This window comes from Amycolatopsis sp. TNS106 (genome assembly GCF_019330265.1).
In the GTDB taxonomy this organism is placed as follows: Bacteria; Actinomycetota; Actinomycetes; order Mycobacteriales; family Pseudonocardiaceae; genus Amycolatopsis; species Amycolatopsis lurida.
This window is the reverse complement of sequence record NZ_CP024972.1, coordinates 7,171,461-7,187,038: the sequence shown is the minus strand read 5'-3', so window position 1 is coordinate 7,187,038 and position 15,578 is coordinate 7,171,461. Positions and strand designations below refer to the sequence as shown.

15 protein-coding genes are annotated in these 15,578 nt (G+C 70.0%); 6 read left to right on the top strand and 9 right to left on the bottom strand.

The window, feature by feature from the left end; translation table 11 throughout:
* Positions 1-12: 12 nt before the first annotated feature.
* The 4 genes from CVV72_RS33140 to CVV72_RS33125 form a co-directional block, all read right to left on the bottom strand.
* Positions 13-1,452, bottom strand: a complete 1,440-nt coding sequence (locus tag CVV72_RS33140; RefSeq protein WP_219147859.1) for a serine/threonine-protein kinase — start codon at positions 1,450-1,452, stop codon at positions 13-15.
* Positions 1,453-1,508: 56 nt separating this feature from the next.
* A complete protein-coding gene (locus CVV72_RS33135) occupies positions 1,509-1,715 on the bottom strand; it encodes a cold-shock protein (protein ID WP_005164266.1) in 207 nt (68 codons plus the stop codon).
* Between the two features lie 114 nt (positions 1,716-1,829).
* On the bottom strand, positions 1,830-2,453 hold the full coding sequence (locus tag CVV72_RS33130; protein WP_219147857.1) for an AIM24 family protein: 624 nt from the start codon (positions 2,451-2,453) through the stop codon (positions 1,830-1,832).
* A 4-nt stretch (positions 2,454-2,457) separates the two neighbouring features.
* Positions 2,458-3,135 (bottom strand): TIGR00266 family protein, encoded by a 678-nt coding sequence (locus CVV72_RS33125; protein ID WP_034308282.1) that lies wholly within the window; start codon positions 3,133-3,135, stop codon positions 2,458-2,460.
* 73 nt (positions 3,136-3,208) lie between these two features.
* Here CVV72_RS33125 and glp point away from each other — a divergent pair, with 73 nt between their 5' ends.
* Entirely contained in the window at positions 3,209-4,402 is a 1,194-nt protein-coding gene (glp, locus tag CVV72_RS33120; protein WP_219147855.1) for a gephyrin-like molybdotransferase Glp, read from the top strand.
* Positions 4,403-4,482: 80 nt separating this feature from the next.
* Here the strand turns inward: glp and CVV72_RS33115 are convergent, their stop codons facing one another.
* Both CVV72_RS33115 and CVV72_RS33110 read right to left on the bottom strand, forming a co-directional pair.
* On the bottom strand, positions 4,483-5,730 hold the full coding sequence (locus CVV72_RS33115; RefSeq protein ID WP_219147853.1) for an MFS transporter: 1,248 nt from the start codon (positions 5,728-5,730) through the stop codon (positions 4,483-4,485).
* Positions 5,727-6,290 carry a helix-turn-helix transcriptional regulator gene (locus CVV72_RS33110; protein WP_219147850.1) on the bottom strand — a complete coding sequence of 188 codons (564 nt, stop codon included), beginning with the start codon at positions 6,288-6,290 and terminating at the stop codon, positions 5,727-5,729. Before CVV72_RS33110 ends, CVV72_RS33115 begins: the two co-directional genes overlap by 4 nt.
* 129 nt (positions 6,291-6,419) lie before the next feature.
* On the opposite strand from CVV72_RS33110, the gene CVV72_RS33105 reads away from it, so the two are divergent.
* From CVV72_RS33105 to CVV72_RS33090, 4 genes are all read left to right on the top strand, one after another.
* A complete protein-coding gene (locus CVV72_RS33105) occupies positions 6,420-6,701 on the top strand; it encodes a GlsB/YeaQ/YmgE family stress response membrane protein (protein WP_038507811.1) in 282 nt (93 codons plus the stop codon).
* A gap of 477 nt (positions 6,702-7,178) precedes the next feature.
* Positions 7,179-7,907 carry a phosphatidylserine decarboxylase gene (locus CVV72_RS33100; protein ID WP_219147848.1) on the top strand — a complete coding sequence of 243 codons (729 nt, stop codon included), beginning with the start codon at positions 7,179-7,181 and terminating at the stop codon, positions 7,905-7,907.
* 3 nt (positions 7,908-7,910) lie between these two features.
* Entirely contained in the window at positions 7,911-8,882 is a 972-nt protein-coding gene (pssA, locus tag CVV72_RS33095) for a CDP-diacylglycerol--serine O-phosphatidyltransferase (protein ID WP_219147846.1), read from the top strand.
* A gap of 331 nt (positions 8,883-9,213) precedes the next feature.
* Entirely contained in the window at positions 9,214-11,493 is a 2,280-nt protein-coding gene (locus tag CVV72_RS33090; RefSeq protein ID WP_219147844.1) for an AAA family ATPase, read from the top strand.
* 54 nt (positions 11,494-11,547) lie between these two features.
* Here the strand turns inward: CVV72_RS33090 and CVV72_RS33085 are convergent, their stop codons facing one another.
* Both CVV72_RS33085 and CVV72_RS33080 read right to left on the bottom strand, forming a co-directional pair.
* Positions 11,548-12,192, bottom strand: coding sequence for a LytR C-terminal domain-containing protein (locus tag CVV72_RS33085; protein ID WP_219147842.1), 645 nt, complete (start codon positions 12,190-12,192; stop codon positions 11,548-11,550).
* Entirely contained in the window at positions 12,189-12,500 is a 312-nt protein-coding gene (locus CVV72_RS33080) for a DUF3263 domain-containing protein (RefSeq protein ID WP_005160574.1), read from the bottom strand. The genes CVV72_RS33085 and CVV72_RS33080 overlap by 4 nt, the downstream gene beginning before the upstream one ends.
* 158 nt (positions 12,501-12,658) lie before the next feature.
* On the opposite strand from CVV72_RS33080, the gene CVV72_RS33075 reads away from it, so the two are divergent.
* Complete coding sequence (locus CVV72_RS33075; protein WP_219147840.1) at positions 12,659-13,225, top strand: peptide deformylase; 567 nt, start codon at positions 12,659-12,661, stop codon at positions 13,223-13,225.
* A gap of 56 nt (positions 13,226-13,281) precedes the next feature.
* On the opposite strand, the gene CVV72_RS33070 is transcribed toward CVV72_RS33075, so the two are convergent.
* Positions 13,282-15,450, bottom strand: a complete 2,169-nt coding sequence (locus CVV72_RS33070) for a glycoside hydrolase family 15 protein (protein WP_219154281.1) — start codon at positions 15,448-15,450, stop codon at positions 13,282-13,284.
* Positions 15,451-15,578 lie beyond the last annotated feature (128 nt).

Genomic DNA, 15,578 nt, shown 5'->3' with positions numbered 1-15,578 from the left:
AGCGCGGTGGTATCAGGTGCTCGGCTTGATGGAGATCGACGACGGCGGCGGCTTCAGCGACGATCCGGGGGCCTGCGACTGCGAGCCGCCGGGACCGACCGGGATGTTCGGCGCGGTGGTCTGCGGGCCGTTGCCGCTGCTCGAATCACCGAAGACGAAGATGGCGGCGACGATCGCGCCCGCGACCACGAGGGCTCCGACGATGATCCAGATCCACTTGGCGCCGCCGCCCTTCTTGGGCTGCTGCTGGAAACCGCCCTGCTGCTGCGGCGGGCCGTAGCCAGGAGGTGGCCCCTGCTGGAAGCCACCCTGCTGGAAACCGCCTTGCTGCGGCGGCGGGCCGTAACCCGGAGGCGGCCCCTGCTGGAAACCGCCCTGCTGGAAGCCACCTTGCTGCGGCGGCGGGCCATAGCCGGGCGGCGGGCCTTGCGGCGGCGGACCCTGCGGTCCCGGTCCCTGCTGGCCGTAGCCGGGCTGCTGTCCTCCGTACGGGTGCACGGGGCCCCCCTCTCCCTGTGGCGGCGTGTTCTGCCGTGGCGCCTGCTGCGGCGCGGTCTGCTGGACCGGCGCCGCGGCCCCGGGCGGGCCGGGGGGCTCGTTCGAAGTCGCGAGCGGACCGAGCGCGCGCCTGGCGGCCGCGATCATCTCAACACAGTTGGGGTAGCGATCGGCGGGATTCTTCGCCATTCCCCTGCGGACGACCTCGTCGATCCCGGCGGGCAGGCCGACGATCCGCGAGATCGCCGGGGGCTCGCCGTTCAGGTGGCCCTTGATGACCGTCTGCACGTCGCCCTTGAAGGGCGGGCTGCCGGTCAAGCAGGCGTAGAGGACGCAGGTGAGCGCGTACTGGTCGGTGCGGCCGTCGAGCGGCTCGCCGCGCAGGTGCTCGGGCGCCGCATACGTGGGCGAGCCGAGGAAATCGCCGCCGCGGGTCCGGTGCCCGGTGGCGCCGCGGCGGGTCAGGCCGAAGTCGGCGACGTAGACGTGCTCGCGCGAGGTCTCCTTGCTGGTGACCAGGACGTTCGCCGGTTTGACGTCGAGGTGCACGAGACCCCGGTTGTGCAGGGTGTCGAGCGCGTCGGCGACCTGGTCGAGCATGTTCAGCGCGCGGGCGGGCGCGATCGGGCCGCCGGAGATCAGACCGGCGAGGTCGCCGCCGTCGACCATCCGCATGGCGATGTAGAGCATGCCTTCGAGCTCGCCGAAGTCGTACAAGGGCACGACGTTGGCATGGTCGATCGCGGACGTGTTCCGCGCCTCGTCGACGAAGCGTTCCCGGAACTCGGCGTCGGCCCCGAGGTGATCACCGATGACTTTCAGTGCCACCTTGCGTCCGAGCCGCACGTCCGTGGCCTTGTAGGTCACGCTCATGCCGCCCTTGCCGAGCACTCCGTCGATGCGGTAGTTGCCCAGCCGGCGACCGGTCAGGTCCCCCGACTCATCGCCTGTCACGCAGCGCAGCCTAACGCGCCAGTTCCGGAGGCCGCCGGGGGTCGGCCGAAGTCTCGTTATGAGACCTTGCGTACGTCCGCTGCCTGACTCCGCCCGTCACGGCCGGACTGGACTTCGAATTCCACGCGGTCACCCTCGTCGAGCGTCCGGAATCCGTCGGCCTGAATGGCCGAGTAGTGGACGAAGACATCGGGCCCTTCGGTGGATTCGATGAATCCGTAGCCCTTTTCCGAGTTGAACCACTTGACGGTGCCGACTGCCACGGCGCACTCCCTCAGCACAGGATCCGTCGGCCTTCTCTGCCCCGGCCGGCGGTTTCGAGTGCAGTTCACGCTACCCGAATTACCGGCGTCGGCAATGCTCAATTCGTCCCAAGGTCATCCGCGGGAAAGCCGCCTATTGCGCGCTTGCACGAGGACGCGTCCTGGTCCCGCGAAGTCCAGTGCGAGCCCTTCGCCGGTGCGGATCGACTGCGGTCCGGACTGGTCGACCGCGCGGAGACGGCACTGCACGGTGTCCGGGTAGGCCAGCAGGAAGTCCGGCCGGACGGTGACCAGTTCGCCCGCGGCGAGCTCGAAGGCGTCGACCGGGCCCTGCGCGGCCAGCACGAGCGGCCCGGTCCCGCTGTAGTGCTCCAGGAAACCGGAGTCGGACCCGAAGAGCGTTTGCAGCGGCGCCCAGCCGGGATCGTGCCGGACGGTCGCCGGCCGGGCGAGGATCGCGTCCCGGCTCACGCACCAGCCACCCGCGCCGGTGAATTCCAGCGGGTAGACGTCGCCCGCGGCCAGTGGCGCGAAGTCGATCCAACCGCCGCCTTCCGGCGCGCTGAACACCGACGGCGCGCCCTTGCCCGCCCGCGAGCCACCTCGGGAGGGAACGGTTTCGGTGATGCCGAAACTGCTGGCCAGCAGGGTGTCCCCGGCGGCCTGGACGGCCTCGCCGGGGGACAACAGCACTCGTGCGACCCCGAAGTTCGGGGTGTGTCTCGTCTGGACCCGCATGGGCTCAGCGGGAGGGGACCTGGGCGATCACCCAGGCGGACAGCGCCGACGGGTTGCGGGTCTGGGTGAGCAGCTGACCAGGACCGGCGAAGTCGAAGACGAGGCCTTCACCGCTCTTCATCGACTGGATGACGCCAGTGGCGACCTTGCGGATCTGGTACTGCAGGGTGTCGGCGAACGCGACGACGTGCCCGGTGTCGATGGTGATCACCTCGCCCTGCTGCAGGGTCACCGTCTCCAGCGCGCCGTAGCAGGCCACGACCAGCGGGCCCTGCCCCGTCGCGTGCGTCAGGAAGCCGCCCTCACCGCCGACGAGGTTCTTGAGACCGCCCCATTTGGTCTCGGTCTGCACGCCGTGCGACGACGCGAGCCACGAGCCGCGGGTGACGCACCAGCCGGTGCGGCCGTCGAGGTTGATGATCTGCATGTCGCCCGGCAGGTTCGCGGCGACGTCGACCCAGCCGCCGTTCTGCGGTGCGGTGTAGGTGGAGATGAAGAACGACTCGCCGGAGAGGAAGGCGCGGCCGAGGCCCTTCATGATGCCGCCCTGCGCCTGGGACTGGACCTGCACGCCATAGCTCGTCGCCATCATCGCGCCCGACTCGACCTGCGCCGGCTCACCCGGGGCGAGCATGAGCCTCGCCACCGCGAACGAGGGCTGGTGACGGATCTGAACCTGCATGTCTTCTTCTCCCCGGTGATGGTTGTGACGCGCAGAGTCTTGCATGCGACCCCCGACCGAGGAGGATGGTCCGGTGATCTCCGTCGACGCCCACCGTGAGACCGTCACCGGCCTGCTCGGAAACGCCCCTGTCATCCGCCTTCCGCTCGCCTCCGCCGCGGGGCTCGTCCTTGCCGAGGACGTGCGCGCGGGGGTCTCGCTGCCGCCGTTCGACAACTCGGCGATGGACGGTTACGCGGTCCGCGCCGAAGACATCGCCGAAGCGCCGGTGACCCTGCCGGTCGCCGAAGACATCCCCGCGGGCCGGGTCGACATCACCAAGCTGGAGCCGGGCACCGCGCACCGGATCATGACCGGCGCCCCGCTGCCGCCCGGCGCCGACGCCGTGGTGATGGTGGAGCACACGGACGGTGGTGTGACAGACGTCCGGATTCTCAGGACGGTCGTCCCGGGCACGCACATCCGGCGCCGGGGCGAAGACGTCGTCGAGGGCACGGTAGCGCTTTCGGCCGGAACCGTGCTCGGCCCGGCGCAGCTGGGGCTCGCGGCGGCCGTCGGGCTCGCCGAAGTGCCCGTGTTCAGGCCGCTGAAGGTGCTCGTCGTGTCCACCGGGACCGAGTTGGTCGACGCGCCGGAACCCTTGCGGCACGGGCAGATCTACGAGTCGAACAGCATCATGCTGGCGTCGGCGATCCGCGCGCTCGGCTGCGAGGCCGAGGTCGTGCGCAGCGTGGTCGACGACGTGGCCGAATTCCGCTCGGTGATCGAGCCGCGGCTGGTGGACGCGGATCTGCTGGTGACCTCGGGCGGGGTCAGCGCGGGCGCGTACGAAGTGGTGAAGGACGCCCTGAGCGGACAGGGCGTGGAGTTCCGGAAGGTCGCGATGCAGCCGGGCGGGCCGCAGGGCTGCGGGCACTGGAACGGCGTGCCGGTGGTGACCCTGCCGGGCAATCCGGTGAGCGTGCTCGTCTCCTTCGAAGCGTTCCTGCGGCCCGCGTTGCTCGCGGCGATGGGGCACGCGGGCGTCGACCGGCAGCAGGTGCGCGCCCGGCTGACCGAGGCGATGACCTCCCCCGCCGGACGGCGCCAGTTCCGGCGGGGCTTCTACACGCATTCCGAAGGCGAGGTCACCGGGGTCGTCGGTCCGCGCGGCGGGCCGGGCTCGCATCTGCTGGCGTCGTTCACGCAGGCGAACTGCCTGATCGTGCTGCCGGAGGACGTGGACTCGGTCGAGCAGGGCGACGAGGTGACCGTCCTGCTGCTCTGATGCCCTCCCGACCACGCAATTAGTCACCTACTTGCGTGGTCGCTTACCTGCGCCGGTGTCGTTGTCGCGCAAGTAGGTGACTAATTGCGTGGTTCCGTGGGGAAGTCGCGGCACCGGCCGATCGGCGTGAACAGCAGGGCGAAGACGGCGACGACCTCCAGCCCGGCCATCAGGCCCAGCGTCTGCCGGACACCGGCGGTCTCGCCGAGGATTCCGCCGAGCAGGCCGCCGAGGGCGATCGCCCCGAAGCTGAGCACGGACATGCTCGCGGTGACCCGGCCGAACATCGCCGAGGGGACGTACCGCTGCTTGAAGGTGGCGTTGAGGACGTTCGAACCGACGACCCCGGCACTGAGCGAAAACCCGGCGGCGACGAAGAAGGCGAGCCCCCAGCCGTCCCGCGCGAGCGGGCCGAGCAGCATCATCAGCGCGCCGAAGGCCTCGCAGAGCACGAAGGCGCGGGCGGTGCCGATCCGCGCGGCGAGTTTGCCGGACAGCGCGGCGCCGAAGACGCCGCCCGCGCCGGCGAGCGCGAGGACGAGGCCGGTGGCGCCCGCTCCCACGCCGAGGTCGCGGACGAGGAAGACGACCTCGATCGACTGGTAGCCCATGAGCGCGACGTTCGAGATCGCGCCGAAGACCGCCAGGACCCGCAGATACGGGTCGTGGACGACGAAAGCGAGGCCGTCGCGGATCTCGTCCCGCAGCCGCGACCGTGTCTTCGCCGGGCGTTCGGGTTCCCGGTGGCGGATGGCACGCAGGCACAGCGCGGAGATCCCGAAGCTGATGGCGTCGGCGAGCACTCCGGCGACCGCGCCGAACCCCTGCGCGAGCAGACCGGCCAGCCCGGGGCCGCCGATCTGCGCGGCGGACTCGCTGCCCTGCAGTTTTTCGTTGGCTTCCTGGAGTCGGTCCTTCTCGACCAGCGAAGGCAAGTACGCGCGGTATGCGACGTTGAAGAACACCTTCGCGACGCCGCCCGCCAAGGCGACGACGATCAGCTGGGTCATCGTGAGCAGGCCGAACCACGCGGCGACCGGGACACTCAGGAACACCAGCAGGGAAATGCCGTTGCACACCAGCATGACCGGGCGTTTCGGCCGTCTGTCGACCCAGGCGCCGGCGGGCAGGCCGATCAGCAGCCACGGCAGCCAGGCGGCCGCGGTCAGCAGCCCGACCGCGAACGTGCTCGCCTGGAGGGTGACCACCGCGACGAGCGGCAGCGCGACGACGGCGATGGAACTGCCGAGCACGCTGGTCGTCTCGCCGGTCCACAAGAGCCGGAAATCCCGGGAGCGCAGCAATCCGCCGCGTTCGCGGGTGGTCACGGGCGGGCCGGGACGGCGCGGGTGGCGATGAAGACGGGGCGGCGTTCCTGGCCGTCGTCCGGGATCTCACGGCCGCTGTAGGACTTGATCAGCTCGTGGACCTTCTGTTCGAGTTCGGCCAGTTCCGCGACCGACATCTTCGCCCAGCTGTCGGTGGCGAAGGCGGCGCGGTGCCACTCCTCCGGATAGGTCTCGCGATCGGCGAACCATTGGCGCGCCATGGAAACCTGGCGTTCGAGGGCGAGGGATTCGGCGGCGGCCGCGACCGGATCGTCGGGGAAGTCCGACGGCGACCAGGAAACCGCGTAGCCGATGCGGCGCCACCAGCGCTCGCGGCGGTCGCGGGCGAGTTCCGGCGCCTCTTCGACCAGATCGCTGGCGGCCAGCACCTTCAGGTGGTGGCTGACGTTGCCGACCGCCTGCCCGGTCCGCTCGGCGAGTACGGACGCCGTGCACGGTCCGTCCAGGCGGAGGACGTCGAGCAGGCGGCGCCGCAGCGGATGCGACATCGCGGCGAGCACCTTCGAATCGTGGACTTCACGGACTTCGCGATCGGTCATGACGCACAACGGTAGTTGCACAATGACTCTTGTACAAGTTCTCTTGCGTTTTTGTCCCGGCGCGGCGCGGGTCACAGGGGGTGACGACGCCACCAGGCGGACTCGCGCCGTCCACGTAATCTCGACGGCATGGGTTTCTTCTCGTGGATCGTGTTCGGCGCCATCGCGGGGTGGCTGGCCAATGTCGTGGTGGGCGGCCCGGACCGGCGGGGCGGCTGCCTGTTCAGCATCCTGGTCGGCGTGCTCGGTGCGGCGCTGGGCGGTTTCATCTACCGTCTCGCGACGGGCACCGAGAGGACCTTCGAGTTCGACTTCCCCAGCTTCGGCGTCGCCATTCTCGGATCGATCGTGCTGCTCGCCCTGCTGCGGCTGGTGCGCGGCTCCGGGCGGAGCGACTCCTATCGCCGATGACCGATGGAGTAACCGTTGGTAACGGTTTTCTCGCGACGGGTGATCACGTGTGTCCGGCGAACTAGAGTGGGAGTTTCGCTCAGTTCCAGTGGCCGCGTCCGGTCGCATGTGCCGTCGGGGGGCATATGCGACCGGACGCGCGTGCCTCGGCGATGACCGAGACGGCGCGGACGGGATCGATGAGCGGAGGCATCGGCGCCGCCGAAATGTCCCTCTTCCAGGCGCGGAACAGCTCGGCGAGTCGCTCGCCTGCGGGGTCCGGGCTGGCGGGCATTCACGGGTCCTCAAGGTCGGCGATCGACATCAACTACCTAGAGTTATCGCGTATTTCCACCTACCGTTACCGGGATGTGGCCCCTCCCACCCGGCCCGGGGAAACCCTTCCGGGGGAGGCCACGGCCTGCCTCCGGACAGGGCGGTAGCGTGGTGACTCTTCCTGTCCCGACCCCCCGACACGAACTGCGGTGAACCCGACCAATGAGCGGCAACCGGCCGGAAGCCACTGGCAACCCCCTCGCGCACGCCGTGAAGCTCGCCCGCGAGACCGTCCCGCCGATGCACCCGGCCGGCAGGCCGTTCGTGTTCGGTGGTCTCGCCGCGACACTGGTGCTGCGGAGGTTCTCCAAGCCCCTCGGCGTCCTCGGCGCGCTCGCGACGGCCGCCACGGCCGCGTTCTTCCGTGAGCCGAAGCGCGTCCCGCCCGCCCAGTCCGGCCTCGCGGTCGCGTCGGCGGACGGTCTGGTCTCGCTGATCGAGGAGGCCGTTCCGCCGCCCGAGCTGGGGCTGCCCGCCGAACCGCGGATGCGGGTGAGCGTGTTCCTGTCGGTGTTCGACGTGCACGTCCAGCGGATCCCGGCGTCGGGTGTGATCGAGCGGGTCGCGTACCGGCCGGGGAAGTTCCTGTCCGCGGACCTGGACAAGGCGAGCGAGGACAACGAGCGCAACTCCGTGCTCATGCGCACCGAAGACGGTCACGAGCTCGTCGTGGTGCAGATCGCCGGGCTGGTGGCCCGCCGCATCCTCTGTGAGATCCGTGAGGGTGACAAGGTCGGCGTCGGCGCGACGTACGGCATCATCCGCTTCGGCTCGCGAGTCGACCTGTACCTGCCGCCGGGCAGCAAGGTCCTCGTCTCGAAGGGCCAGCGCACGATCGGCGGCGAGACGCCGATCGCCGAGCTGCCCACGGCGCCGCACCCGGAAGGCTGATCCATGGTCCGCGTGACCACTCCCGGCGTGCGGCTGCTGCCGAACGCCATCACGGTGCTCGCCCTGTGCGCCGGTCTGTCGTCGGTGCAGTTCGCGCTGATCGGCAACTATCCGATGGCGATCGCGTCGATCGGGATCGCCGCGGTGCTCGACAGTCTCGACGGCCGGATCGCGCGGTTGCTGGACGCGACGTCGAAGATGGGGCAGGAGCTCGACTCGCTGTCCGACGGGATCTCGTTCGGTGTCGCGCCCGCGCTGGTGCTGTACGTCTGGCACGCGGAGGGCGAGCGGATCGGCTGGGTGGCGTCGCTGATCTTCGCGGTCTGCATGATCCTGCGGCTGGCGCGGTTCAACACGCTGATCGAGGACACCGAGCAGCCGCCGTACGCGGGCGAGTTCTTCGTCGGTGTGCCCGCGCCGGCCGGTGGCCTGCTGGCGATGCTGCCGCTGATCCTGGAACTGCAGTTCGGGCAGGGCTGGTGGTCGCACCAGTACGTGGTGTGGGTGTGGACGATCGCCGTCGCCGCGTTGCTGATCAGCCGGATCCCGACGCTGTCGCTGAAGACGGTGAAGGCGCCGCCCAAGGCGATCGCTCCGCTGCTGGTCGGGGTGGGCCTGCTGGCCGCCGCGATCATCCAGTTCCCGCTGGTGGCGCTGGCGATCGCGCTGGTCCTGTACCTGGCGCACATCCCGTACTCGGTGTACCGGCAACGGTGGCTGGCGAACCACCCCGAGGCGTGGATGGCGCCGCCGCGGGAACGGCGCGCGATCCGGCGGCGTTCGAGCCGCCGTCGTCTCGGCCTGCGCCCGCCGCTGCGGCGGGTGGTGGCCGGCGCCGCTCAGCGCGTCCGGCTCCAGCGGGGCGAACAACACGTCGCTCGGACGCCGCGCACCCTCAGCACCGACAAGGACCGGGACAACGGCCGGGGCCCGCGGCGCCGCTCATGGCGCCGCATCGGCCTGCGGAAACGCTGATCCACTCGACTGACCGCCCACTCCCAGCCCCCCGCCCGTCCCTGGGGGACGGCCCCGCGCCCAGCGTACCGAGGGTGTCCGACGGGCCCCGGAGGAAAGAGGGTCGGAGACCGTAGTTGTCCACAAGTGGGTGAGCTTGTGGACAACCTGCGGATCGCTGGGTGCGGAGGGTGTCGCGAAAGCCACTTTCGGGACGCTGGATGTCTCGAAAGTGGCTTTCGCGACATCCGCGCGCCACCCAGCGCGACGTCTCCCCCGGCCGTCCGGCGACCCACCGGGGAGTTCCTGTCCTTCGACCGCTGGGAGCACGCCGCGTGGATAGGGTGACGGGGTGAGCGCACCCCAGATCACGCTGACCGTCCGGCACACCCCGTCCGCACTGGACTCCCGCCGCGGCGTCGTCCGGCTGCACCCCGAAGTCCTCGACGCGCTCGGCCTGATGGCCTGGGACGCCGTCCGCGTCACCGGCGCGCGCGTCAGTTCGGCGCTGGCCGCCCCGTCGGACACGGAGGGGATCCCGGGGGTGATCCTCCTCGACGACGTCACGATGTCGAACCTCGGCGTGACCGAGGGAGCGGAGGTGGTCGTCGCGCCGGCGGAGGTGTCGGCCGCGAAGACGGTCACCGTGTCGGGTTCGAGGATGGCGAGCGTGTCGCTCTCCCCGCACACCCTGCGGCTCGCCCTGATCGGCAAGGTGCTGACCGTCGGCGACGCCGTTTCCCTGCTCCCCCAGGATCTCGCGCCCGCACCGGGCTCCGACGTCTCCGCGGTCCGCGGCCAGTTGTCCCGCGCCATCGGGATGACCTGGACGAACGAGCTGCTCACCGTCACCGCCACCGAGCCGTCGGGACCGGTCGCCGTCGGACCGTCCACTGTGGTCAGCTGGCGTGATGGCGCCCGCACCGGCGAGGCCGCGCCCGCCGCCGCCCCGGCCCGCGCCGGGACGACGCTGGTGCGAAGCACGCCCTCCACGCCACACGAGGATTTCATCGACGCCGAGATCGTCGAGGATGAGCGGATCGACGAGATGACCGAGGAATCCGTGCCGCCGTTGTCGGACCTCGCCGGGTCCGAAGTGGCCGCGCGCAAGCTCGCCGAATGGTTCGACCTGGCCTTCCACCGCCCGGAGCTGCTGGCGAAACTCGGGACGTCGGCGCATCTCGGGGTCCTGCTGTCCGGGCCGGAAGGCGTCGGGAAGGCGACCTTGGTCCGCGCCGTGGCGCAGGCCGAGAAGGTGCGCGTGGTGTCGCTCGCGGCGCCGAACATCGCCGTCCTCGAACCGAACGTCGCCGCCGCGCGCCTGCGTGAGGCGATCGAACAGGCCACCCGCGACGAAGACCCCGCTGTCCTGCTGCTCACCGACATCGACGCGCTGCTGCCCGCGTCCCAGCCGCCGCCGCTCGCGACGGTCGTCCTCGACGACCTGCGCAAAGCCTTGCGCAACAAGGGTTTCGCCGTCGTCGCCACCACCGGGCGGGCCGAGTCCACCGATCCGCGGCTGCGTGCCGCCGACCTGCTCGACCGCGAACTCGGCCTGCCGCTCCCGGACTCGAAGACCCGCACGGAACTGCTGCGCGTACTCCTGCGCGAAGCCCCGCTGGACTCCGGCGTCGACGTCGGCCCGATCGCCGAGCGCACTCCCGGCTTCGTGGCCGCGGACCTCATCGCACTCCGCCGCGACGCCGCCCTCCGCGCCGCGCTGCGGCAACGCGAAGCCGACGAACCCCGGATCTCCCAGCAGGACCTGCTCGACGCGCTGACCACCGTCCGCCCCATTTCGATGTCCACTTCGGACAATCTCGCGACCGGCGGGCTGACGCTGGACGACGTCGGGAACATGACCGACGTCAAGCAGTCGCTCACCGAGGCGGTGCTGTGGCCACTGCGCTACCCGGACTCGTTCGCCCGCCTCGGCGTCGATCCGCCGCGCGGCGTGCTCCTGTACGGGCCGCCCGGCGGCGGCAAGACGTTCCTGGTCCGCGCGCTCGCGGGCACCGGCGCGCTGAACGTCTTCGCGGTCAAGGGCGCCGAGCTGATGGACAAATGGGTAGGCGAGTCCGAACGCGCGGTGCGGGAACTCTTCCGCCGCGCCTCCGAGGCGGCGCCGTCGCTGATCTTCCTCGACGAGATCGACGCGCTCGCCCCGCGCCGCGGCCAGTCCTCGGACTCCGGCGTCTCGGACCGCGTCGTCGCGGCCCTGCTGACCGAATTGGACGGCGTCGAGCCGATGCGCGAGGTAGTCGTCCTCGGCGCGACGAACCGGCCGGAGCTGGTCGACCCGGCACTGCTGCGACCGGGACGACTGGAGCGCCGCGTCTACGTCCCGCCGCCGGACGCGCACGCGCGCGAGGCGATCCTGGCCGCCAGCGCCAAGAACACGCCGCTCGCGTCCGATGTGGACCTGGCCGCCTATGCGGCCACTTTGGACGGTTATTCGGCGGCGGACTGCGCGGCGCTGATCCGGGAGGCCGCGCTGACCGCGATGCGCGAATCACTGGAAGCGAAGGAAGTCACCGCCGAGCACCTGACGAAGGCGGCCCAGGCCGTGCGCCCGTCGCTCGACCCGGCCCAGCTCGCGGCACTGGAGGCGTACGCGCAGACCCAGGTCTGAAGTCCGTGAAAGGGCCCTCTTCCTCGCGAGGAAGAGGGCCCTTTCACGGATCGGCTAGGAGCCGTCCTTGTCGTTGGTCTTGTAGTCCTTGGTGAGAATGACGATCACGCCGGGGCCGATGTTCTCGATCTCCTTGAACCGGGGTTCGGCGCGGAAACCGAACTCCAGCGCCAGCGCCTTCGCGGCCGCTTCCTCGTCGGTGCCCGGCCGGTAGTAGGCCACGGTCTCGGGGAGCCTGCCCGGATAGCCCTTGACCTCGGAGACGTTCCAGCCGGAGGCGCGGAAATCCTTCGCGGCCTGCTCGGCGAGCCCCTGGATCGTGCTGTTGTTGTAGACGCGCACCGTCACCCACTTGTGCGACGCCTGCTGATCACCGCCGGGCTGCCCCGGACCGGGCTGGCCTGGCTGACCCGTCTGCCCCGGCTGGCTCGCCGGCGGCGCGGAACTCGCGGGCGCGCTAGACGGCGGCGCCGACGACGCGGGCGGCGTGCTGGCGGAGGGCGAACCCGGCGCCGGCGACGAAGGCTGCGTCGCGCCGTCCGAGGTCGCGGGCGTGCTGCCCGGCGGCGTCGCGGTGTCCGAATCACCGCCGCCACTGGTCAGGGTGATACCGCCGATCACGGCGGCGATCACGGCGACACCGACCAAGGCCAGTCCGGCGGCCTTCATCGGCCGGGACAGACCCGAAAACAGACTCATGAGAGATCGATCCCCAGTCGCCGGGCCGCGCGATTGCGCTGCCGGGCCGCTCGCGTCTTTCGCAGGCGCTTCACCAGCATCGGATCGGCCTGCATGGCTTCGGTCTTCTCGAGCAGCCGGTTCAGCAACTGGTAGTAGCGCGTCGACGACATAGAGAAGCGTTCGCGGATGGCCTGTTCCTTCGCGCCGGCGTACTTCCACCACTGACGTTCGAACGCGAGCATGTCGAGCTCGCGCTCGCTGAGGCCGTTCACGGTCTCCGACGGGGACGGCTGGTCGGGCTCAGCCATCGACTCCGCGGCGTCCATCCGACTCCTCGCAATCAGGTCAGTGCTCGGCGGGCGTGAAACCACAGGCTTGTCATTCCGCGGCGCCATTAGACCACGGATGCGGCGCCCGGCCTCGGCAACGACGTCGGCGCGTCATGGGTAAGGGTGTACCAGAAGGGTCCGACTAAACTGCGCGCGTGACCGTCCATCCCATCGTGATCGCCGGCGAGCCCGTGCTGCACAACCCGACTCGGGAGATCACCGAGTTCGACGACCAGCTGCGCACGCTCATCGACGACATGTTCGAGACCATGTACGCCGCCGAAGGGGTGGGCCTCGCGGCCAACCAGATCGGCCTCGACCTGCGCGTGTTCGTCTACGACTGCCCCGACGACGAGGGCACGCGCCACAAGGGCGTCGTGGTGAACCCGAAGCTCGAGACGTCGGAGATCCCGGAGACGATGCCGGATCCGGACGACGACTGGGAAGGCTGCCTGTCGGCGCCCGGCGAGTCGTATCCGACCGGCCGCGCTTCGTGGGCGAAGGTGACCGGCTTCGACGTCGACGGTAATCCGATAGAGGTCGAAGGAACCGGTTACTTCGCGCGCTGCCTGCAGCACGAGACCGATCACCTGGACGGCTTCATCTACCTCGACCGGCTGGTCGGGCGCCATGCCCGCGCGGCGAAGAAGATGCTCAAGGCGAACAAATGGGGCGTTCCGGGCAATTCGTGGCTGCCGGAGGCTCAGCCCTCGGACGACTGACCTCGTGAGTGGTAAGGACGGTTAGAACCGTCCTTACCACTCACGAGACGCGAGGGTCAGCAGCCCAGGAAGTGGCACCGCACCACCCGCGGCTGTTCGATCACCTTCCCCGCCTGCACCGACCACGCGAGCCGGAGGTACTGCGCGTGCGTCCACGCCAGCGGCGTCGCGGACGCCGTCGGAGTGCCCGCCGGGAAGCCTGGCTGCCCCGAAGGCGCGTTCTCGTCCCAGACCTGCTCCGGCATCGTGTCCCCGGAGCTGCTGACGCGCCCCAGGTCACGAAGGCGCTTCGCGGCCGTCCCCCGGTCACCGTTGGCGAGGTCGTACTCGCCGCGTTCACCCGCGAGCAGCGGCCACAGTCGCCCGAAAGTGGTCCGGCTTTCCGCCGGGAACGTGTAGTCCCACGGTGATCCGTCGGCCTTCTCGCCGTAGCCGTCTTTCGTGTACCGATGCCAGAACTGACCCGTCGGGGTGGTGAAGGCGATGTCGGCGTCGGTGACCTTGACGCTGTTCCTGATCACCGGATCGTCGGCGCGGTAGATGCCCAGCCTCACCAGTTCGAGGAACCCGGCGTCGGTCACGGCACGCTGGTCCATGGTCACGCTGGAGTTGCCGAGGTTGTACTTCGTGCCGTTGTTCGCGTTGCCGTCCTTGGTCAGTCGGACGAAGTACGGGTCCTTCGACAGCGGGCCGTTCGTGGTCACCGTCCACTGGGCGAGCTTCGCCTTGAACGCGTCGGCGGTGTCGAGGTAGCGCTTCGCGTCGGCGGCGGCGCCGTTCGCCTTGGCGATGTCGGCCGCGCAGACCAGTCCGGCGATCACCGCGGCGATCGTCGAAGGCGAGTAGCCGTCCTGTTCTTCCCAGCGTTCCTGCTGGCTGTACGGCGACGCGTGCCCGTTGTCCGCCTTGTAGGACAACAGGAATTCCGCCGCCTTGCGCACGCCCTGCCAGGTTTTCGCGTCGGTGCGGCCGAGCTGCTGGGCGAGCACGATCGGCAGCGCGGTCTCGTCGAGCTGGATGGACGTCCAGTACGGCGTGCCGTCGACGTGACTGTTCTGCGGCAGATGGCCGTCCGGCAGCTGCTGCGTCCCGAACATGTAGTCGATCGACCGGTCGGCGGCGTCGCGATCGCCGGCGGCGAGCAGGCCGGTCGCGATCTGGTAGAGGTCCCGCGGCCAGACCAGGTGATAGGTGCCCGACGGCGACCATTCCGGGTCGTTGTTCCCGAACCGCCACGGCATGCTCGGCGACGCGATGAGCGCGCCTTGGTGGATCTTGTCCTCGCTCGCCGCGAGCATGAGCACGGACGCCTGGTAGAGGTCCCGTTCCCGCTTGGTCTTGAGCGACGACGGCGCGTCCTTCAGCCGGCGGAGGTACTGCTTCCAGCCCCGGTCGTACGCGCGGGCGGCGTCGGCGAATCCGCGCCGTAGCGAGGCTTTCGCAGTGGCGAGCGCGTCGGAATCCTTCGTGCCCATTCCGAGTGAAAGCGTGAAGTCCCGCGAGCGGACACCGTCGGCGGACGTCTGCCCGGTGATCAGCACGTTGCCCTTGGCCGCGGTCCCGTAATCCTTGAGAGTGAAGGACTTCGTCAGCTGCGTGATGCCGTCGGAGGCGCCCGCGTAACCCACGGACGTACGCGAGAACGCCGGTTCCGCCACCAGCGCGGCCGCGGCCTTCGCGTCGGAAGCGACCGCGTTCACCCCGTCGGTGCGTGCGGAGTCGTCTGATCCTTCGTTCGTGAGATCGGGGTCCGCGACCGCGTACACCTGATACGGACGGCCGGTCAGCGAAACGAAGTCGACGTCGATCAGCACGCTCGCGCGCGCCGGGTCGGTGACGTAGGTCTTGCGGAGCTTCCAGCGGTGCTGGTCGTCGGTGATCGTCTGTTCGTAGGTGAGGCCATCGGTGCGGCGCACCTGCTGTGCCTTCGCCGAGGAATCGACGGTGGCGAAGCTCGCCCCGTCGGTGACGACGAGGTCGAGCGCGCGGACGCTCGGCGTCGACAGATCCGGGTAGTAGACCTCCGACATCCGGCCACCCTGGAGGGTGAACCAGACGTTGCTCGCCCGTTCGCGGGCGGTGCCGAAGCCGGTCTTGTCCGCCGGGAGCCAGCTCGGGTGGGCGCCGGGCGCTCCTGGCGCCTCACCGCCCTGTGCCGCGGCCACCGCCGGGACCAGCCCCGCGATCAGCACTCCTGCCAGTGCCGGGAGCACGAGTTTTCGCATATCCACCCCAGACTTCTGTAACGGTGCAGAACCTCCGGGATTCTGTCGTGAATCCCCGGCGCGCACATGCTCCAAACCGGTGAACCGCTAACGCTGTCGACATGTCGGCCCGGAAATCGCGTTGCTCG

Excerpts from the sequence above, each read along its gene's own strand:
- CVV72_RS33110 (WP_219147850.1), bottom strand. The coding sequence starts at position 6,290 with ATGACCGATCGCGAAGTCCGTGAAGTCCACGATTCGAAGGTGCTCGCC.
- CVV72_RS33085 (WP_219147842.1), bottom strand. The coding sequence starts at position 12,192 with ATGAGTCTGTTTTCGGGTCTGTCCCGGCCGATGAAGGCCGCCGGACTG.
- CVV72_RS33125 (WP_034308282.1), bottom strand. The coding sequence starts at position 3,135 with ATGCAGGTTCAGATCCGTCACCAGCCCTCGTTCGCGGTGGCGAGGCTC.
- CVV72_RS33130 (WP_219147857.1), bottom strand. The coding sequence starts at position 2,453 with ATGCGGGTCCAGACGAGACACACCCCGAACTTCGGGGTCGCACGAGTG.
- CVV72_RS33080 (WP_005160574.1), bottom strand. The coding sequence starts at position 12,500 with ATGGACGCCGCGGAGTCGATGGCTGAGCCCGACCAGCCGTCCCCGTCG.
- CVV72_RS33070 (WP_219154281.1), bottom strand. The coding sequence starts at position 15,450 with ATGCGAAAACTCGTGCTCCCGGCACTGGCAGGAGTGCTGATCGCGGGG.
- CVV72_RS33100 (WP_219147848.1), top strand. The coding sequence starts at position 7,179 with ATGAGCGGCAACCGGCCGGAAGCCACTGGCAACCCCCTCGCGCACGCC.
- pssA (WP_219147846.1), top strand. The coding sequence starts at position 7,911 with ATGGTCCGCGTGACCACTCCCGGCGTGCGGCTGCTGCCGAACGCCATC.
- CVV72_RS33105 (WP_038507811.1), top strand. The coding sequence starts at position 6,420 with ATGGGTTTCTTCTCGTGGATCGTGTTCGGCGCCATCGCGGGGTGGCTG.